This is a genomic window from Paludisphaera mucosa, from assembly GCF_029589435.1.
GTDB lineage: Bacteria > Planctomycetota > Planctomycetia > Isosphaerales > Isosphaeraceae > Paludisphaera > Paludisphaera mucosa.
Window position 1 is genome coordinate 3,411,930 of the sequence record NZ_JARRAG010000002.1, and the last position, 19,396, is coordinate 3,431,325.

Annotated in this window: 14 protein-coding genes; 10 read left to right on the plus strand and 4 right to left on the minus strand. The window is 71.1% G+C overall.

Annotation, left to right across the window (positions count from 1 at the left end):
- Nucleotides 1-129: 129 nt before the first annotated feature.
- Nucleotides 130-291, minus strand: coding sequence for a hypothetical protein (locus PZE19_RS22900; RefSeq protein ID WP_277862924.1), 162 nt, complete (start codon nt 289-291; stop codon nt 130-132).
- 304 nt (nt 292-595) lie between these two features.
- On the opposite strand from PZE19_RS22900, the gene PZE19_RS22905 reads away from it, so the two are divergent.
- Both PZE19_RS22905 and PZE19_RS22910 read left to right on the plus strand, forming a co-directional pair.
- Nucleotides 596-859, plus strand: a complete 264-nt coding sequence (locus tag PZE19_RS22905; RefSeq protein ID WP_277862925.1) for a hypothetical protein — start codon at nt 596-598, stop codon at nt 857-859.
- Nucleotides 860-931: 72 nt separating this feature from the next.
- Entirely contained in the window at nt 932-1,984 is a 1,053-nt protein-coding gene (locus PZE19_RS22910) for a DUF1559 domain-containing protein (protein ID WP_277862926.1), read from the plus strand.
- Nucleotides 1,985-2,087: 103 nt separating this feature from the next.
- On the opposite strand, the gene PZE19_RS22915 is transcribed toward PZE19_RS22910, so the two are convergent.
- Nucleotides 2,088-2,528, minus strand: a complete 441-nt coding sequence (locus PZE19_RS22915) for a BON domain-containing protein (RefSeq protein WP_277862927.1) — start codon at nt 2,526-2,528, stop codon at nt 2,088-2,090.
- 253 nt (nt 2,529-2,781) lie between these two features.
- Here PZE19_RS22915 and PZE19_RS22920 point away from each other — a divergent pair, with 253 nt between their 5' ends.
- A complete protein-coding gene (locus PZE19_RS22920) occupies nt 2,782-3,588 on the plus strand; it encodes an IS5 family transposase (protein ID WP_277862928.1) in 807 nt (268 codons plus the stop codon).
- On the opposite strand, the gene PZE19_RS22925 is transcribed toward PZE19_RS22920, so the two are convergent.
- Complete coding sequence (locus PZE19_RS22925; protein WP_277862929.1) at nt 3,577-4,407, minus strand: hypothetical protein; 831 nt, start codon at nt 4,405-4,407, stop codon at nt 3,577-3,579. The two genes, PZE19_RS22920 and PZE19_RS22925, sit on opposite strands and share 12 nt — an antisense overlap.
- Nucleotides 4,404-4,748, minus strand: a complete 345-nt coding sequence (locus PZE19_RS22930; protein WP_277862930.1) for a helix-turn-helix transcriptional regulator — start codon at nt 4,746-4,748, stop codon at nt 4,404-4,406. The genes PZE19_RS22925 and PZE19_RS22930 overlap by 4 nt, the downstream gene beginning before the upstream one ends.
- A gap of 239 nt (nt 4,749-4,987) precedes the next feature.
- Between PZE19_RS22930 and PZE19_RS22935 the strand changes: the two genes are divergently transcribed.
- The 7 genes from PZE19_RS22935 (at nt 4,988) to PZE19_RS22965 (ending at nt 19,367) form a co-directional block, all read left to right on the plus strand.
- Entirely contained in the window at nt 4,988-8,437 is a 3,450-nt protein-coding gene (locus tag PZE19_RS22935) for a PSD1 and planctomycete cytochrome C domain-containing protein (RefSeq protein ID WP_277862931.1), read from the plus strand.
- A 27-nt stretch (nt 8,438-8,464) separates the two neighbouring features.
- Complete coding sequence (locus PZE19_RS22940) at nt 8,465-9,856, plus strand: DUF1501 domain-containing protein (RefSeq protein ID WP_277862932.1); 1,392 nt, start codon at nt 8,465-8,467, stop codon at nt 9,854-9,856.
- A gap of 22 nt (nt 9,857-9,878) precedes the next feature.
- Nucleotides 9,879-13,793 (plus strand): DUF6797 domain-containing protein, encoded by a 3,915-nt coding sequence (locus tag PZE19_RS22945; RefSeq protein WP_277862933.1) that lies wholly within the window; start codon nt 9,879-9,881, stop codon nt 13,791-13,793.
- Between the two features lie 144 nt (nt 13,794-13,937).
- On the plus strand, nt 13,938-14,969 hold the full coding sequence (locus PZE19_RS22950) for a Gfo/Idh/MocA family protein (RefSeq protein WP_277862934.1): 1,032 nt from the start codon (nt 13,938-13,940) through the stop codon (nt 14,967-14,969).
- Nucleotides 14,970-15,142: 173 nt separating this feature from the next.
- A complete protein-coding gene (locus tag PZE19_RS22955) occupies nt 15,143-16,609 on the plus strand; it encodes a DUF1501 domain-containing protein (RefSeq protein ID WP_277862935.1) in 1,467 nt (488 codons plus the stop codon).
- Between the two features lie 48 nt (nt 16,610-16,657).
- The gene (locus tag PZE19_RS22960; protein WP_277862936.1) at nt 16,658-18,106 is read left to right on the plus strand and encodes a DUF1501 domain-containing protein; all 1,449 of its coding nucleotides are present in this window, start codon (nt 16,658-16,660) and stop codon (nt 18,104-18,106) included.
- Nucleotides 18,107-18,149: 43 nt separating this feature from the next.
- On the plus strand, nt 18,150-19,367 hold the full coding sequence (locus PZE19_RS22965) for an SGNH/GDSL hydrolase family protein (protein WP_277862937.1): 1,218 nt from the start codon (nt 18,150-18,152) through the stop codon (nt 19,365-19,367).
- The last annotated feature ends 29 nt before the right edge of the window (nt 19,368-19,396 follow it).

Below are 19,396 nucleotides of genomic sequence, written 5' to 3' on the forward strand. Positions count from 1 at the left end.
ACGCCCAAGGAGGGACCGTTCCCGAAGTTCGTCCATACCGCCGAACAACGGCCGTCCCCGTCGCGGGGGATTTGGCCCTTCGGGCAATCCTGTTCGGCACGGGATTTCGGCGGCCCGGAATCGCCCCCCTCAGGGACCCTTCCGCGCGATCGATTTCCTCGCGGCCTCTCGCCGGAAGAGCCAGGGGACGAAGTACCACGCGCCGATCCCGCCGGCGACGCCTCCCACGATCCCGGGGACGACCTGGTCGCCGGTCAGGACCTCCAGCCCTTCGCGACCCGGGCCATCCACGCGGCGCTCATCATCAGTGAGAACACGCCCGCAACCATCACGGCTTTGTACATCGGCCTTCCCCTCGTCGCCCACGTCCCCGAAGCCGTCCATCGGCCTCGCACCAGGGGTTATCACCGTCCATGGGCCGATCGGACGAGTTCCTTCGTCGAGACGATTGACATTTTTTCATTGACATGCTCTAATCCACGGATACGCTGACCTCCCATCGATCCACGCATGCCTTCCCGAGACGACCGAGTCCCGCGGCCCGCCGAGCGGCGGGGTTCCGACGCGGTCGATCCTTTTGCAAGGAAGTCGACGGATGTCGCGCATCCGCTACCCGTTCCTGCGAGCCTTCGGCGGCTTCGCCCTGATCGCGTCCTCGTCGCTGCTGGCGGCGACGGCGGGCTGCTCCGGCGACGCGACGGCCGTCGCCGAGGGCGACGCCGAGGCGCGTCGGCGACAGAAGGACGAATCGCTCAAGGGCATGCTCGACCCCGGCGGCTCCTCCGAGCCCGCCGCAGGCTCCAGGCCTCGCGCCAGTCGCCCCAAGGCCGGCGCGGCCCGTCCCGGCGACAGCCTGTAAGGCGGCTCCGCTCTGAGAACTGAGCCCAGCGTGCTCCTCAAATTCGTCCTCATTTTCTTGCGCGAGGCCCCCATGCCCCGAACCGATTGCGGACGCCGCCCCGGCGCGCGTGGATTCATGCTGATCGAGCTGCTGGTGGTGATCGCCATCATCGCCGTGCTGATCGCCCTGCTGCTCCCCGCGGTGCAATCGGCCCGCGAGGCGGCCCGGCGGATCCAGTGCACCAACAACCTCAAGCAGCTCTCGCTCGGGATGCACAACTATCACGACCAGAACAACATGTTCATCACGGCCGAGTCCTACTCCGGCGACTCGTCGGGCCAGTCGTCGGTCCCGCGCAAGGCCTGGGGCTGGCGGGTCGTCGAGCTGCCGTTCATCGAGCAGACGGCGATCTGGAACGCGCTCAACCAGAGCGTGTGCATCTGGAACCCCGAGAACACGACCTGCTACGACGTCAGCGTCTCCGCCTTCCACTGCCCGAGCGACGCCCTCGTCTCGCAACGCCTGAACAACGGCGTGAACAACGCCCCGCTCTACAACGGCGACGTCTTCATGCACTTCGCCAGCTACGCCGGCAACGCCGGGACGTGGTTCCAGGAGACCGCGCCGCCGAACTGGACGGGGATCCAGGCGGGCGCGAGCAACTCCAACGGCATGATCTTCCAGTTCTCCCGCGTGGGGATCAACTCGGTCACCGACGGGACCAGCAACACCTTCCTGATCGGCGAGTGGGCCTACGGCAAGCTCCCCGCCGGCGACCAGTCGCAGTGGCACTGGTGGTGCGGCTACAACCCGGGCGACGCGACGCTCTCGACCTCGTACCCGCTCAACCCCGAGATCAAGTGCGCGAACGCCGTCGGCTCCAACACGTCCTACGTGTGGGACGGCGCGGCCGGCAGCTTCCACCCGGGCGGGGCGAACTTCGCCATGGCCGACGGCTCGGTCCGCTTCATCAAGGACTCGATCAGCACGTCGCCCTTCAGCCAGGCGAACTGCACGCTGACCAACATCACCGGCGGCCCCGCCCCCAACCCCTTCTCGTTCGCGACCGGCACGCAGGTCGGCGTCTACCAGGCCCTCTCCACCCGCAACGGCGGCGAGGTCGTCAGCAGCGACAGCTATTGAACGTCGCACAGGTTCGAAAAGGAGCGGGCCGCGCATCGGCTGCGCGGCACGCTTTCCCGTCTCACAGGTGTCGCCGGAGCGGCGTTCGGAATGCCCGACTCGCTCAGGGCTTCACGATCGTCGCCGGCTTGGGCACGGCGGGAACCACCACCGGCTTCGATTCGATCACGCGGACTTCCTTGACGATCGCCAGCTCATCGATGACCGTCGTCACGCCGATCGTGTTCTCGACCAACTCCGCCGCCAGCTTCTTGGCCGCGGCGTCGACGACCGAGCCCCTCAGGACGACGGACCCGTCGGAGCGGACCTCCATCTGCACGGCCGAGCTCCTCAGCCGCTTGTCCGTGCGGATGCGTGTCGCGACGAGGTCGACCAGGTCCCGCTCCTGGGCGACGACCTGCCCGCGAGCGACGGCGCCCTCGACCCCTTGGCGGATGTTCCTGCCGGCGTTGTCCAGCGCGTCCCCGACGCGAGAGAGCGTGCCCTGGGCGTGGGCGGTCGAGACGCAGGAGAGGACGACCAGGGCGGCGAGCGTGCGGACCATTGGGAACACTCCGGTAGGAGATGGGGACTGGTAGAAACGGCTGGCGAGCCGTCGACTGCCCATCTTCAAACGCAATCGCGGCGCCAACCGAGGATGACCCCCACAGCCGAGAAGCACGGCGACCGTCCCAAGGCGTCCAGCCGTCACGACGCGACCTTATTCCGATGGTTCGAGGCTTAGAGGCCCTAACCGAATTGGCCTGGAGATTGCGGACCGATAGGCGTAGCGGACTCGAACTCTGAGGACCGACGCCATGGCCAAGCCCCTGCTCCCCGACGCGTTGTGGGACCGCATCCGCCCGCTGTTGCCGCCGCCACCGAAGCCGAAGCGGCCCGACCGGCCGGGGCGGAAGCGGATCGACGACCGGCTCTGCTTGACCGGGATCCTCTTCGTGTTGAAGACCGGGATCAACTGGGAGGACCTGCCGCGGGAGATGGGCTGCGGCTCGGGGATGACCTGCTGGCGACGGCTGGCGTCCTGGACGGCCGCGGGCGTCTGGTCGAAGCTGCACGCCCTGCTGCTGTCGGAGTTGGAGTGGGCCGGGGCGATCGACTGGAGCCGGGCGACGATCGACGGGTCGCACGTGCGGGCCCGGGGCGGCGGCGAGGCGACCGGCCCCAGCCCGGTGGACAGGCGGAAGAAGGGGAGCAAGCACGTCGTCGTCACCGACGCCGCCGGGCTCCCCTTGGCGGCCGTGACGGCCCCGGGGAACAGGCCGGACGTCACGCAGCTGGAGCGGGCCGTCGACGCCGTGCCGCCGGTCCGCGGCCCGCGAGGCCGCCCGCGGCGGCGGCCGGAGGAGATGTACGCCGACCGCGGCTTCGACTCGAAGGCGAACCGCGACGCCCTGCGACGACGCGGCGTCCGCCCGAAGATCGCCCGGATCCGGACGCCGCACGGCAGCGGCCTGGGGAAGAAGCGATGGGTCGCCGAGCGGACCATCTCGTGGCTCCACGGCTTCGGCCGCCTGCGGGTCCGGAAAGACCGCTCCGCAGCCATCCATCAGGCCTTCCTGTCAATCGGCTGCTCCCTGATATGCTTTGCGAACCTATGTATATAGTGCAACTTTGTTAGGGCCTCTTAGGCTCGTCCATTCCTCGTCACGCCGCCGCTGCACATCGATGAATCGCACCAGGCTCCAGGCGCAGGCGACCGAGAGGGCCGCGCAGAGTCCCGCGAGCAGCGCCGCCGCTGGGATGAGCGACCAGCGATCCCAGTCCAGCGGCGGCGCCGTCCGATTCGCGGCCCGGACGCCCACCAGAAGGGCCATGCACGAGCCCCCGGCGATCAGGGCCCAACGCATCACCGGCACGGCCCAGGCTGAAGCGATCGCCGCCTTAAGCCCGAGTCGCGAGCGAGCTTCGACGGGCTCGGCCCCGAGGAGCCGTTGCTCCATCGCATGCGCGACGAGGGCGGTCGCCAGGAACCAGAGCGGGCCGAACAGCCAGAACGGCAGGAAGGCGGAACTCGCGACGAACGCGGCGAGTTCCTCGCGCGACCAGGCGTGGATCCATCCCGCGGCCCAGAGGGCAAAGCCGCAGAAGCCGAGGCAGAGCGCCGCCTCGATCCCGGCGAAACGCAGCGCGCCCCGCAGGGTGGACTCGTCGGGCCGGCCTTCCCAGAAGCGGCCCAGGGCGTCGCTCGCGGGGACGGACTCCTGCAATTGCGCCGTCACGTCGTCGGGGTCGCCGAACCGCAGCGCCGTCCGGGCCAGGGCGGCCTGATCGTCGCCCAGCCGGGCCGACTCCTCCTCGAAGACGCCGACGACGTGGGCGAACAACTCCTCGCGCATCGCGCGCTTGCGGGACGCGCTCGCCCGGACCGGCCGGACGGCGCGCTCGACGATGATCTTCAACCGGGACGAGGTCGCGTCGTTCATGCGGGTGCTCCCAGGATTCCGCCGAGGATGCGGACGAATTGCCCCCACTCGGCGCGGCCGTCGGCGAGCTTGCCGCGTCCCTTCGCCGTCAGCCGGTAGATCCGCCGCCGGGCGCCGCGACGGCCGTGCGATTCCACCTCCCAAACCGCCTCGACCTCGCCGTCCGCTTCCAGTCGGTAGAGCGCGGGGTAGAGCGAGCCTTCTTTGAGCCGCAGCAGCCCGCAGCCCGCCTCCTCCAGCCGGCGCAGGATTTCGAGGCCGTGAGCCTCGCCCTGCTCCAGGTTGGACAGGATCATCGTCTCCAGGTGCCCGCGCAGCTTGTCGCCGTCGATCGCTCCCATGGGATTATCCTAGACAGACTGGGTATTGAAGTCAACCGTCGGCGGCCGATCAGATGGATTGCGTTCGGCGATGCTCGCCATTCGCATGCCTACGCATGAATCGCCGTCGATCCCCGATTTCGGCTCGGGCTCGTGGGCAAGCCGGGGGAATCCGTTTAGAATCTTCAGACGCCGGGCCAACAACTGTTCAACCTCGTCTGCGGGCTCCCGCCCAGGTCGTTCGGGGAAGGGGGTCGAGCTTGCGAATCCTGCGATCGGCCTTCGGACTTCTCTGTTTGAGCCTGACGCTCGCCTCGGCGCGGGGGGACGAGCCATCGCCCGCGGACGCCGCCTTCTTCGAGACCGACGTCCGGCCGCTGTTGATCGAGCGCTGCTGGTCGTGCCACGGCGACGCGAAGGAGCCCAAAGGGGGGCTGCGGCTGACCTCGCGCGCCAGCGTCCTCGGCGGGGGCGACGGCGGCGAGGCGGTGGTCGTCGGCAAGCCGGACGAGAGCCCGCTCGTCCAGGCCGTCCGCTACCTGAGCGACCCCAAGATGCCGCCCAGGGAGAAGCTGAAGGACCGCGAGATCGAGATCCTCTCGCGCTGGGTCGAGAAGGGCCTCCCCTGGCCCGGCGCGGCCGAGCCGACGCCGACCGCGAAGACCGACGCGCACTACAGCGAAGAGCAGAAGAACTTCTGGTCGTTCCGGCCGATCCGACCGGTTCAGGCCCCCGAGGTCCAGGACGCGGCCTGGGTGCGCTCGCCCGTCGATCGCTTCATCCTGGCCGAGCTGGAAAAGAAGAACCTCGCCCCCGCCGAACCGGCCGACCGACGGACGTTGATCCGCCGCGCGAGCTTCGACCTGATCGGCCTGCCGCCCACGCCCGAGGAGGTCGAGGCCTTCGTGGCCGACGCGGCGGCCGACGCGTTTGAACGGGTCGTCGATCGACTGCTGGCGTCGCCGCATTACGGCGAGCGCTGGGGCCGGCACTGGCTCGACCTCGTCCGCTACGCCGACGCCCGCGACCTGATCCAGCTCCCGCCCGAGAGCGATTTTCGCGAGGCCTGGCGGTATCGCGACTGGGTCGTCTCGGCCTTCAACCGCGACCTCCCCTATCCCGAGTTCGTCCGCGACCAGATCGCCGGCGACCTCGTCCCGGCGCGGGAGCCCGGCGGCTTCAACGCGGATGGGCTGGTCGCGACCGGCATGCTGGCGATCGCCGATTTCGTGCCGGGCGACGTCGACAAGGACCAGATGATCGCCGACTACGTCAACGACGAGATCGACGTCGTCGGCCGCACCTTCCTCGGGCTGAGCCTCGCCTGCGCGCGCTGCCACGACCACAAGTTCGACCCGATCTCCACCGAGGACTACTACGCCCTGGCGGGGATCTTCTTCAGCACCCGGCTGATCCCCGGCCCCGTCGCGGGCAACACCCCGCTCGTCCGGGTCCCGCTCTTGCCCGAGAGCGAGGTCGCCGAGATCCAGGCGCAAGCCGCCGACGACGTGAAGCGCCAGGCCGAGCTGGAACGCCGGATCCCCGCCGCGGCCGACCGCGAGTTCCTCGCTCACCTGAAGAACGTCCTGCTCCAGCAGTCGGCCCGCTACCTCGTCGCGGCCTGCGAGCATCGGGCGACCCCCGCGGATTCCCGGCCCCCGTTGGGCGAGCTGGCCGGCCGCCGCGGCCTCGACGCGAAGGCGTTGGCCGGATGGGTCGATTACTTGAATCGAGTCGCCGCGGAGCCTTCGGTCCCTCGCCATGCAGCGATCATGAAAGCCGCGACCGGTCGACTCACGGGGGCGGCCCTCGAACGAGCGGCGGACGAGCTGCAAGCGGCCGTCATCGTTCGCGAAGGGGCGGCGGGCGTAAAGTCCCCGCTGGACGAATCCTCCCTGGTCCAGCTTCGGGCGGACGACCCGTACCTCGTCGTCGACGAACGAGGCCGCGTGACGGTCTGGCCCAATCATTCGGGCCTGCCCGCCGACGCCCGGGCGGTCGGCCCGGACGAGGTTCCGTCCCGCGTCGAGGTGGCGATCGACGGGCAAACCCGCACGATCTTGCGGTTCGACGGCCGGGCGATGCTGGAGGTCTCCCGGCCCGCGCCGTCGACGGGGAGCCTGTTCATCGTCTTCCGGAACGCCGAGACGGCGATGGCGAACCAACGGCTCGTCGGTTGGGAGGACTCCGACTCCGGTCGACACGGCCTCGGCCTGATGCCGGAGCCGGGCGGGACCTTGCGAGCGATCCTCAGGAACGACGGCAAGCCGGGAGACCTGGTCGACGCGAAGCGCGCCGAGGGGTTCGAGGTCGTCGGCCTGACCTGGGGACCGGGCGGCACGGCCCTCCATCGCAACGGGTCAAGCACGGCCGAGAAGGGGATCGAGTCGATCTCCTCCGACCCGGCGATCCCGGCGCTTCACATCGGCGGCCCCGGATCGGGCGGCAGCCCGCGGTTCCGCGGAGACCTCGCCGAGCTTCGCATCTACGACCGCCCGCTCGACGAGGCGGAGCGTCGCCAGGTCGAGGCCGAGCTGCGCGCCCGCTGGTTCCAGCCCGCGGCCCCGGGCGGTTCGCCGGGCGATCCCGTGGCCGCACTGGCCGAGGAATGGCTCTCCGCCCGCGGCCCGTTCTGGCTTCCGGCCGAGCAGCGGGCGGCGACCCTCCCCGCCGAGAGTCGGACCCGGATCGCGCACTTGAAGAGCGAGCTGGACGGCTTGAAGGCCAAGCCGCCGCGCGAGATCCCGAAGGCCGTGGTGGTCCAGGACGGCGGCCCCGCGGGGACTCGCCACGCGGGGTTCCAGGACGCCAGGGTCTTCCTGCGAGGCAATCCCAAGCGTCCCGGCGCGACCGTCCCGCGCGGCTTCCCGCGAGTCCTGACGGGCGAGTATCGCCCGCCGATCGCCGAGGGGAGCGGCCGCCGCCAGCTCGCCGAATGGCTGACGAGCGCCGAGCATCCGCTGACGGCTCGCGTGATGGTCAACCGGATCTGGCAGCATCACTTCGGCGAGGGCCTGGTCCGCACCCCCAACGACTTCGGCACGCGCGGCGAACGGCCGACGCATCCGGAGCTGCTCGACGACCTCGCGGGCCGATTCGTCGCGTCCGGTTGGTCGATCAAGGCGATGCATCGCTTGATTATGCTCTCATCGACTTATCAGCAGGGCGTCCGCGGCGGCGACGGGCCGGCCGCCGCCGACCCGGAGAATCGCCTCTTCGGCCGGATGAATCGCCGCCGGCTCGACGCGGAAGCGATCCGCGACAGCCTGCTCGCGGCGGCCGGCGGCCTCGACGCCCGGCTCGGCGGGCCGGCGTTCCTCGAACTGAACGCGCCGCGACGGACTCTCTATCTCTCGGCCACCCGCACCGGCGGCGGGACGTCCGACTTCGGCCGCCTCTTCGACCGCGCCGACCCGGGCTCGATCGTCGACCGCCGCGACCAGTCGATCGTGGCCCCGCAGGCCCTGTTCTTCATGAACGACCCCTTCGTGGCCGACCAGGCGCGAGCCCTGGCGGCGCGACTGGCGCGAGAGGCGTCGGACGACGAGGCCCGGATCCGCCGCCTCTACGCCCTCACGCTGGGTCGGCCCCCGACCGGGGCCGAGGTCGACGTCGGCCGCGCCTTGCTCGCGCCGGAGCCGGGACTCGATCCCTGGGAGCGTTACGTCGCGGTCCTCCTCGGCAGCAACGAATTCCTCTATCTCGATTGACCGCGCCGTCGGCGGGGGAGTGGGACGATGGACGACGCCTTCTCGCTGAATCGCCGGCGGATGCTCCAGAAAGCGGGCGGCGGCTTCGGCGCGCTCGCCCTGGCGGCCATGCTGGCCGACGAGGCCCGCGCGGCCTCGCCAGCGACGCCCCTGTCGCCGCGCGAGCCGCACTTCCCCGCGCGGGCGAAACGGGTCATCTTCCTGTTCATGCCCGGCGGCCCGTCGCAGGTCGACACGTTCGACCCCAAGCCCCGGCTCGCCAAGGATCACGGCAAGCCGTCGCCGAAGCTCTACCAGGGTCAGGCCCGGAACATCCTCGCGTCGCCCTGGAAGTTCCACAGGCACGGCGAGTCGGGCCTCGAGGTCAGCGAGCTGTTCCCCCACGTCGGCGCCTGCGCCGATCGGCTCTGCGTCATCCGCTCGATGGTGGCCGACGACCCCAACCATCCCGGCGGCTGCCTCTTGATGAACACCGGCGAGCGGGTGGCGACGCGTCCCAGCCTGGGCTCGTGGATCTCCTACGGCCTGGGGACCGAGAACCAGAACCTGCCGGCCTTCCTCGCGATCGGGCCGGGGCCGCTGATCGAGGGGAGTCGCCAGTACGGATCGGCCTTCCTGCCCGCGGCGTATCAGGGGACGTTCGTCTCCGACCTGGACCGGCCGATCCGCAACCTGAAGAACGTCGCCGTCGGACTCGATCGCCAGCGCCGGGAACTGGACGCCCTGAAGCGGCTCAACACGATGCACCTCGAAGACCGCCGCGCCGAGGACGGCCGGCTGTCGGCCCGGATCGAGACCTTCGACCTGGCCTACCGGATGCAAATGGAGGCGCCCGAGGCGTTCGACCTCGGCGGCGAGTCGGAGGCGACCCGGCGACGATACGGGCTCGACCAGGAGGCGACCCGTGACTTCGGCCGGCAATGCCTGCTGGCCCGGAGGCTGAGCGAGCGCGGGGTGCGGTTCATCCAGCTCTACCACACGACGGGCGGCTTCCAGCCCTGGGATCAGCACAGCGACCTGAAGGGCGGCCACGCCAAGAACGCCCTGGCGACCGACCAGCCGATCGCCGCGCTCCTGCAGGACCTGCAATCGCGAGGTCTCCTGGACGAGACTCTGGTGATCTGGGGCGGCGAGTTCGGCAGGACCCCGGCGGCCCAGGGCCAGGACGGCCGCGACCACCACCCCGACGGCTTCACCATGTGGCTGGCGGGGGGCGGCGTCCGCGGCGGCATGGTCCACGGCGCGACCGACGAGTTCGGCTGGGACGCCGTCGAGGACCGCGTGCACGTCCACGACCTCCACGCGACCATCCTCCACCTCCTCGGCCTCGACCACGAGAGGTTGACCTACCGCTCCACCGGGCGGGACTATCGACTGACCGACGTCTACGGCAACGTGGTGAAGAAGATCCTCGCGTGAGCCTATCCCACCGGACCGGACCATGAGACGAACCGTCCCGCCCCTCGTCGCCGCCGCGTCCCTGGCGCTCGCCTCGCTCGGGGCCGCGTCCGGCGAGGAGGCCCCGGCCGTCTCCGCTCGATTCGCCGTCGAAGACGCCGAGCGACTGGCGAGGGAGGCCCGCGAGTCGGGCGACCCGGCGCGGGGGGCCCTCGTCTTCTTCCGGCCGTCGCTCCAGTGCGCCCAGTGCCACGCCGGCGACGTGAAGGGCAAGCCGCCGTCGCTCGGCCCCGACCTCGCCGCGATCGGCCGTCCGAAGTCGGATCGTCACGTCGTCGAGTCGATCCTCGCGCCTTCGAAGGAGATCCGGCCGGGATTCGAGCCCGTCGTCGTCGCCCGGCGCGACGGTACGGTGCTCACCGGGCTGCTCGCGGGCGAACGGCCCGAAGCCCTCCTGGTCCGCGACCCGGCACGCAACGGCGAGGTCGTCGTCGTCCCCCGCGAGGAGATCGAGGAACGCAAGGCGGGCGCGACGTCGGTGATGCCGGCGGGGCTCGTCGAGCAGCTCGCCGACCGCCGCGAGTTCCTCGACCTCGTGCGTTACGTCCTGGACATCGCCGAGAACGGCCCGGCCCGCGCGCTCGCGCTGCGGCCCCCCGAATCGGCGTTCGCCGCGCCGCCGCTCCCCGAGTACGAAAGGCGCGTCGACCACGCGGGCCTGATCGCCGGCCTCGGGCCGGAGAGTTATCGACGCGGCGAGGCCATCTACGACCGCGTCTGCGTCAACTGCCACGGCACGCCGGACCGGCCCGGGTCGCTGCCGAACTCGCTGCGGTTCGCCTCGGGCGCGTTCAAGAACGGCAAGGACCCGCTGAGCCTGTATCGGACCCTGACGCACGGCTTCGGCCAGATGACGCCGCAGTCGTGGATGGTCCCCGAGCAGAAGTACGACGTGATCCATTACATTCGCGAGGCTTATCTGAAGCCGCGCAATCCTTCGCAATACGTTCCCGCAGACCCGGTCTACATCGCCGGCCTGCCGAAAGGCGACACCCGCGGCCCGGCGGCGACGGCCGTCGAGCCCTGGCTGACGATGGATTACGGCCCGAGCCTCTCGCTGACCTGCGAGGTCGGCGACGACGGCTCCAACTTCGCCTACAAGGGGGTCGCGGTGCGGCTCGACGCCGGCCCCGGCGGCGTCTCGCGCGGGCGGGCCTGGGCCGCGTTCGAGCACGACACCCTCCGCCTCGCCGCGGGCTGGACCGGCGACGGCTTCATCGACTGGAACGGGATCAACTTCAACGGCCGCCACGAGGTCCACCCCCGCGTCGCCGGCGTCGTCCAGGTCGGCAACCCGTCCGGCCCGGGATGGGCCGACCCGGCGACCGGCTCGTTCGTCGACCCCCGGCTCCGGGGCCGCGACGGCCGCGCCTACGGCCCCCTGCCCCGCGCGTGGGCCCATTACCGCGGCCAGTACCGCCACGGCGACCGGGTCGTCCTCGCCTACACCGTCGGGACCACGGACGTCCTGGAAACGCCGAGCGCCGACCTGAACGGGCCGGAGCCCGTCTTCAGCCGCACCTTCAACCTCGGTCCCCGCGCGAAGCCGATGGTCCTGCAGGTCGCCCGCGGGGCGGCGGGGTTGATGCGCACCTTCCCTTCGGGCGATGGGGCCGAGGGCGCGGTCGCCTTCCTCGGGCCCGAGCCGGGACCGGCCCCGAATTCGCCTCCCGACGCCCCGCCGGTCCGCTTCGACGGCGGCACGCACGTCGAGATCGCGAAGACGACGGCCATCGACCTGTCGCGCGGCGACTTCACGATCGCCGCGCGGTTCCAGACGCGCGAGGGCGGCAGCCTGTTCGCCGAGACGGCCCCCGGCGAGCGGTGGGTCCCCGACGGCAGGACGCTCTGCGTCCGCGACGGCCGCCCGGTCTTCGACATCGGCTGGGTCGGCGCTCTCGAATCGGGGCGTGACGTCGACGACGGCGCGTGGCACGAGGTCGTCCTGACCTACGACCACGCGACCGGCCGGGCGATCCTCTTCGTCGACGGCGCCCGCGACGAGGCGAAGGAGCTGCCCCCGAAGGGAGCCCTCGCCGACCGCGTCGCCCGCATCGGCTACACGGCCCCGGACTTCCCCCAGCCGAAGTCCCACTTCGAGGGGCGGATCGCCGAGGTCCGGCTCTTCGGCAAGGCCCTCGCCCCCGACGAGGCCGCCGGGGCCATGACGACGGGAACGGACGACGCCCGGCTCGTCGCCTGCTGGAAGCCGGACGCAGCTCTGGGCGGCGAGGTCCGCGACGTGACGGGCCACGGCCACGACGGGCGGGTCGTCCGGGGCGACTCGCCGCGGCCTCTTGAAGCGGGCGTCCTGGCCGGCGTCTCGCCCCCCGTCGCGGGCGTCGCGTGGTCGAGCACGGCCGAGGGCGACCTCAGGCTGACGATCCCGGCCGGCCCCGAGCCCCTCCGGTTCACGCTCGCGACCGCCCGCGTCCCCAAAGCGGGAGACGCGAAGTCCCTGGCCTCGGCCCTCAAGGACGGCATCGCGACCGACCTGGCCGCGCTCACGCGGGGCGGGCCTTCACGTTGGCCCGTGGTCCTGGAGACGGCCGTCCAGCCCGGCCGCGACGACGGACCGTTCGCGATCGACGTCCTCACGCCGCCCGACGCCAACCCGTGGAACTGCCGGATGCGGGCCTCGGGCCTCGACTTCTTCCCGGGCGGGCGGGCCCTCGCCCTCTGCACCTGGGACGGCGACGTCTGGCGCGTCGACGGCCTGGACGACCCCGCCGGCCGCCTCAGGTGGAGGCGGTTCGCCTGCGGGCTGTTCCAGCCGCTCGGGCTGAAGGTCGTCGACGGCGTGGTCCACGTCTCGTGCCGCGACCAGATCGTCGCCCTCCGCGACCTCGACGGCGACGGCGAGGCCGACTATTACGAGAACATCAACAGCGACCATCAGGTCACCGACCACTTCCACGAATTCGCGATGGACCTGCAGACCGACGTGGAGGGAAGCTTCTACTACGCCAGGGCCGCGCGGCACGGCAAGACCGCCGTAGTGCCTCAGCACGGCACGCTCCTGAAGGTCGCCCGCGACGGCTCGCGCACCGAGATCCTCGCCACCGGCTTCCGCGCCCCCAACGGCGTCTGCCTCAACCCCGACGGCTCGTTCTTCTCGACCGACCAGGAAGGGTTCTGGCTCCCCAAGAACCGGATCAACCACGTCGTCCGCGGCGGCTTCTACGGCAACATGTGGGGCTTCCACGACGTCGCCGACCCGTCCGACTCGGCCATGGCGCCCCCGGTCTGCTGGATCGACAACGCGATGGACCGTTCGCCGGCCGAGCCCGTGTGGGTCGACTCGGCGAAGTGGGGCCCGCTGAAGGGGAGCCTGCTGAACCTCTCGTACGGCATGGGCAAGGTGTTCGTCGTCCCCCACGAGACGGTCGCCGGCGAGGTCCAGGGGGGCGTCTGCGAGCTTCCGGGCGCGTCGTTCCCGACCGGCGTGATGCGCGGGCGGTTCCACCCGGTCGACGGCCAGCTCTACGTCTGCGGGCTCTTCGCCTGGGCCGGCAACCGCGAGCAGCCCGGCGGGCTCTACCGCCTGCGTTACACCGGCAAGCCCGTCCACGTCCCGGTCGGCCTGCACGCCCGCCAGGGCCGGCTCGACCTCACGTTCAGCGGGCCCCTCGATCGCGAAACCGCCGTCGAGACCGCCCGGTTCTCCGTCTCGACCTGGACGCTCCGGCGCTCGGCGGAGTACGGCTCGAAGCATCACGACGAGCGGACGATCCCGGTCGACTCCGCGAGCCTCTCGGCCGACGCGAGGACGCTGTCGCTCCACATCCGCGACCTCGCGCCGAGCCAGTGCATGGAAGTCGTCTACGACCTCAAGGGCTCCGCCGGCGAGCCCGTCGCCGGCCGGCTCCAGAACACGATCCTCCGCCTGGGGGAGTGATCGTCGAAGCGGAGCGACGCCCGTGCTATGATCGCGGCCGGGCTTCCGACGCACGCCGGGGCGAGTACGATCGAGGGGGGGACGATGGACGGACCAAGCCGACGCGGGCTGATTCGATCGGCAGGAGGACTCCTGGCCGCGCCGATGATCGAAAACCTGGCGCGAGGCGGACAAGACGCCCGCGGCCCGAAGCCGCCGCGCATCAAGGTCGGCCAGATCGGCGTGGGCCACGCGCACGCCGAGAAGCTGGCGGTGTTCCGTCGATCCGACGACTACGAGGTCGTCGGCGTCGTCGAGCCCGACGACCGGCTGCGCGAGAAGGCCGCGTCGAGCGACGTCTACCGGGGCGTCCCCTGGATGACCCGCGAACAACTGCTCGCCACGCCCGGCCTTCAGGCCGTGCTCGTCGAGACCCGCGTCCGCGACCTGCTCGACGCGGCCGAGGCCTGCGTGGCCGCCGGGGTCCACGTCCACCTCGACAAGCCGGCCGGCGAGTCGCTGCCGCAGTATCGCCGCATCCTGGAGGCCGCGACGAAGAAGAATCTCTGGGTCCAGATGGGTTACATGTACCGCTACAACCCCGGCGTGAGGCTGCTCCGCGACGTGCTCAAGCGCGGCTGGCTGGGCGAGGTCTTCGAGGTCCAGGCGGTCATGAGCAAGGTCGTCGACCCGGTCGGCCGGGCCGCCTTCGCCGAGTACCCCGGCGGCACCATGTTCGAGCTGGGCTGCCACGTCATCGACCTGGTCGTGGGCGTCCTGGGGGCCCCGGCGAAGGTCACGCCCTACATCCGCCACTCCTCGAAGCAGGCCGACGGCCTCCTCGACAACATGCTCGCCGTCTTCGAATACCCCCACGCGACCGCCACCGTGCGATCGACAGCCCTGGAAGTCGAGGGCTTCGAACGCCGCCACCTCACCGTCTGCGGCACCGAGGGGACGTTCCACATCCAGCCCCTCGACGACCCCTCCGTCCGCCTCGCCCTCTCGGCCCCCCGCGGCCCGTCCAAGAAGGGCTACCAGGACGTCGCCATGCCCCGATACACCCGCTACGTCGACGACGCCGCCGACCTCGCCCGCGTCATCCGCGGCGAGAAGCCGATCGACTTCCGTCCTGAGCACGACCTCGCCGTCCAGACCGCCGTGCTCCAGGCCAGCGGCCGGCCCCTCGACGCCTGAGCGGACCGTTGCCGAACGGGCCGCCGGCCGGTATGGTTGAGGCCGCCCCCCGTGTTCAACAATCGTTGCACCGGCGTCGAAGTTGGCCCTGATCCCCGGTCGGGGATCGCGTGCGAAGGTCGGCGGCGATCGCGGTTGCGACGGCGATTCGGGGTGTGGCTGGAGGCGTTTCGATGGACGCGTCGCATCGCGGCTCGCACCCGAGGGTCACCCGGCGGACGGCCGTGCAGGCCGGGGCCCTGGGGCTGATGGGGCTGGGGATGAACCACATGGAGGCGCTGCGCGCGGCGACGCCTCCGGACGGGGCGACGGGCGGCACGGCGAAGTCGTGTGTTTATATCTTCCTCTCGGGCGGGCTGTCTCAGCACGAGAGCTTCGACATGAAGCCCGACGCCCCCGAGGGGATCCGCGGCGAGTTCAAGCCGATCGCCACGGAGACGCCGGGGGTGCAGGTCTGCGAGCACCTCCCTGGTCTCGCGCGACGCAGCCGGCAGTGGGCCGTGGTGCGGTCGCTGACGCACGCGACGAACGACCACACGCTCGGGCATTACCTGATGCTGACGGGCCGCAGCAAGCCCGACCCCGACTACCGGGGCGACCGCCAGCCGCGCTCGACCGACTGGCCGTCGATCGCCTCGGTCGTCGGCGACGCGACGGCCGGCCGGGGCCACAACCTGCCGCCGGCGATCGTGGTGCCCGACCGCCTGGTCCACTGGTCGGGAGGCGCGATCCCCGGGGCGTACGGCGGGCAGATGGGCTCGCGCCGCGACCCCTTCTTCATCGAGGCCTCGCCTTATGGGAACCCCTTCTGGAAGGGGGCCTATCCCGAATACAGCTTCCCGAACGAGTCGATCAAGCCGCCGACGAGCCCCGACGAGCGCGTCTTCCAGGCCCCGAGCCTGACGCTCTCGCCCGGGATGACCCTGGACCGCCTGGCCCACCGCACCGAGCTGCTGGGCGAGCTGGACCGCCAGCGCGGCCTGCTCGAAGCCACGGCGACCGCCGCGCGTTTCGACCGCCATCGCCAGTCGGCCGTCTCGCTCCTGGCCTCGCCCGAGATCCGCCGCGCCTTCGACGTGACCCGGGCCGACGACGCGACGCAGGACCGCTACGGCCGCAACAGCTTCGGCTGGACCCTGCTGATGGCGTTTCGGCTCGTCGAGGCCGGGGTCTCGCTGGTCCAGGTCAACCTCGGCAGCAACGAGACCTGGGACACCCACGGCGACATCTTCCCCCGGCTCAAGGACAAGCTGCTGCCCCCGACCGACCGGGCGCTCGGCGCCCTGCTCGACGACCTGGAGGCGACGGGCCTGCTCGACTCCACCCTGGTCGTCATGGGGAGCGAGTTCGGGCGGACCCCCAAGCTGTCGACGCTCCCCGAGTCGTACAAGTTCGCCGGCCGCGACCACTGGGGGGCGGTGCAGAGCGTCTGGTTCGCCGGCGGCGGCGTCCGCGGCGGCACGGTCGTCGGCGCTTCCGACAAGATCGGGGCTTACCCGACGGCCACCCCGCAAACGCCCGAGAACCTGGCGGCGACCATCTACAAGGCGCTCGGCATCCCCGACACCGCGAGTTGGCGCGACGACCTGGACCGTCCCCACCTGATCTATCAAGGTTCGCCGATCCCCGGATTGATCTGAGGGATTCGGCGCGCGAACGCCTCTCCCCGCTGGACCGGAGTCGAGATCATGCTCAACATCCAGGGCCGTCCGCGACGCGTCTGCGACGGGCTCACCCGGCGCGACGTGCTGCGGGCCGGCGGCGCGGGGCTACTGGGGACGAGCCTGTCGACGCTCCTCGCCGCCGAGGAGGCCGGCCGCGTCGCCGGGCCTCGGGCGAAGTCGGTCCTCTTCCTCTTCCTGTTCGGCGGGCCGAGCCAGCTCGAGACCTTCGACCTGAAGCCCGACGCCGCCAGCGGGATCCGCGGGCCCTACCGGCCGATCGCCTCGCGGACGCCGGGATTGCAGATCTGCGAGCACCTCCCCCGGCTCGCCGAGCTGTCCGACCGGTTCGCCGTGATCCGGACGATGACGCACCGCAGCAACGACCACAACGCCTGCCATTACATCCAGACCGGCCACCCCCTGCCGCAGGCCCAGCGCGGCGCGGCGGGGGTCGACGCCACCGGCCAGGACTGGCCCGCGATGGGCTCGGTCGTCGAGTACCTCGACCGCCTCGGCGACGCCGACAGGCCGGAAGACCAACGCCGCGACTTCCCGAGCTACGTGTACCTGCCCAACCCCCTCGGGCACATCCAGGGCTACGATCGCGCGGGGGGCTACGCGGGCTGGCTGGGCGGCACCTACGACGCCCTCGCCACCCACATCGCCAAGCGAGGGCCGGACGACAACCCCTACTTCCGCGACTGCGACGACGAGGAGCTGGACTTCCGCATCCAGGGGCTCGACGGCCCCGCCCTGATGACGCTCGACCGCACCCGCCGCCGGGTCGGCCTGCTCGATCAGTTCGACGCGGCGCGGGCTCGCCTCGACCAGGCCCAGTCGACGCGCGAATTCGGCCGGCTGCAAGCTCGCGCCGTTCGGCTGATGACCTCGACGGCCATGCGGTCGGCGTTCGACATCCGCCAGGAACCCGAGCGGATCCGCGACCGCTACGGCCGGCACCTGTTCGGCCAATCGGCGCTGATGGGGAGGCGGATGATCGAGGCCGGCGCCCGGTTCGTCACGGTCGTCTGGGACTGCCCCGACGGCTACAGCTGGGACAGCCACACCGGCTCGCACGACGTCGGCCGGCACCTGCTCCCCGGCCTCGACCAGACCCTCTCCGCCCTGATCGAAGATATGAACGCGCGCGGACTTCTGGATGAAACCCTGATCGTCTGCCTGGGCGAGATGGGCCGCACGCCCCGCCCCGACACCTCGACGTGGGGCCGCGGCCACTGGAGCCACTGCTTCCCCGCCGTGCTCGCCGGGGCCGGAATCCGCGGCGGCGTCGCCTACGGCCGATCCGACAAGGACGCGGCCTATCCGTCCGATCACCCGGTCTCCCCCGAAGACCTCGCCGCCACCGTCTTCCACGCCCTGGGGATCGCCCCCGACGACCGCGTTTCGGACCCGCTGGGCCGTCCGGTCGCCGTGATGGACGGCGGTCGGCCGCTCGTGGAGTTGTTCGGCTGACGCTCAGGCTCCTTTCCTCTCCCGCCACGCAGGACTCTTCCCGATGACATCGCAGCACGACGAGGTACGAGCCGGCCGAGGACCAACGTTCAGGCTCGCGCTCCACGCCTTGAGGACCGCCTGCGTCGGGGCGTCGCTCCTGGCCGCGGGCGTCGCGACCGCCGACGAGCCCGCGAAGCCGGAGTGGAAGTACTCGGCCGAGCTGATGCGGCCATTCTGGAAGGGCGAGGTGATCGACGCCGAGTCGGTCCTGTTCATCAAGGACGACAAGACCGGCGAGGCGCGGGCCTCGGTCCTCATGCCGATCCGCAAGATGCGAGCCGTCCGGAATGCGGCGGGCGACGTCACGTACGAGGAGGGCCGGGACTACGCCTGGAAGCCGGGCTACCGCGAGATCACGCTGCCGCCGGGCTCGCGGATCGTCGCCTCGCCTCCCTCGGCGCTGCGGCGGGCTCCGAAGACCCAGATGTTCGAGCTGACCCATCGCGACGGCGGCGGCGAGATCCTCTTCGGGGCGAAGCTCGAATACCACGCGCTGCAGACGAGCGTCACGTATGAGCACGAGCCGGACCTGTGGCCCGCGCCCGTCCCGACGTTCGACTCGAAGGCGTCGCCCCGCACGGTCGCGAAGCTGAAAGGTCGTCAGCCCGTGTCGATCGTGGTGCTGGGCGACAGCATCTCCACCGGCTGCAACGCCTCCGGCTGGGCCGACGGGGCCCCGTTCCAGCCGGCGTATCCCGAGCTGGTCCGTCGCCACCTCCAGGAGGTCTACCACGACGAAGTGCGGCTCACGAACCTCTCGGTCGGCGGGATGGACACGGGCTGGGCGCTGACGATGATCGACAAGGTCGTCGAGCCCCGCCCCGACCTGGTCGTCGTGGCCTTCGGCATGAACGACTCGGCGGGCCGCTCGGCCCCGGACTATCGCAAGAACACCGAGACGGTCGTCGCCGGGGTCCGCGAACGGCTCCCCGACGCCGAGTTCATCCTGGTGGCCTCGATGGTCGGCAACCCGGCCTGGACGCGGCTCCGACACGAACGCTTCGCCGAGTACCGCGACGCCCTGCTGGAACTCCGCAAGCCCGGCGTCGCCGTGGCCGACGTCACGTCGGCCTGGGCCCGCTTCCTGGAACTCAAGCAGGACTGGGACCAGACGGGCAACGGCGTGAACCACCCCAACGACTTCGGCCACCGCGTCTACGCCCAGATCATCGCCGCGCTCCTCGTCCCCGACGCCGATCCTCCGTCGCGCACGCCTTGATCGGCGGCCTGCTCGCGAGCGCTGACCCC

Coding starts and splice junctions, on each gene's coding strand:
- PZE19_RS22960 (WP_277862936.1), top strand. CDS start 16,658: ATGCTCAACATCCAGGGCCGTCCGCGACGCGTCTGCGACGGGCTCACC.
- PZE19_RS22910 (WP_277862926.1), top strand. CDS start 932: ATGCCCCGAACCGATTGCGGACGCCGCCCCGGCGCGCGTGGATTCATG.
- PZE19_RS22940 (WP_277862932.1), top strand. CDS start 8,465: ATGGACGACGCCTTCTCGCTGAATCGCCGGCGGATGCTCCAGAAAGCG.
- PZE19_RS22905 (WP_277862925.1), top strand. CDS start 596: ATGTCGCGCATCCGCTACCCGTTCCTGCGAGCCTTCGGCGGCTTCGCC.
- PZE19_RS22925 (WP_277862929.1), bottom strand. CDS start 4,407: ATGAACGACGCGACCTCGTCCCGGTTGAAGATCATCGTCGAGCGCGCC.
- PZE19_RS22950 (WP_277862934.1), top strand. CDS start 13,938: ATGATCGAAAACCTGGCGCGAGGCGGACAAGACGCCCGCGGCCCGAAG.
- PZE19_RS22920 (WP_277862928.1), top strand. CDS start 2,782: ATGGCCAAGCCCCTGCTCCCCGACGCGTTGTGGGACCGCATCCGCCCG.
- PZE19_RS22915 (WP_277862927.1), bottom strand. CDS start 2,528: ATGGTCCGCACGCTCGCCGCCCTGGTCGTCCTCTCCTGCGTCTCGACC.
- PZE19_RS22945 (WP_277862933.1), top strand. CDS start 9,879: ATGAGACGAACCGTCCCGCCCCTCGTCGCCGCCGCGTCCCTGGCGCTC.
- PZE19_RS22955 (WP_277862935.1), top strand. CDS start 15,143: ATGGACGCGTCGCATCGCGGCTCGCACCCGAGGGTCACCCGGCGGACG.
- PZE19_RS22965 (WP_277862937.1), top strand. CDS start 18,150: ATGACATCGCAGCACGACGAGGTACGAGCCGGCCGAGGACCAACGTTC.
- PZE19_RS22930 (WP_277862930.1), bottom strand. CDS start 4,748: ATGGGAGCGATCGACGGCGACAAGCTGCGCGGGCACCTGGAGACGATG.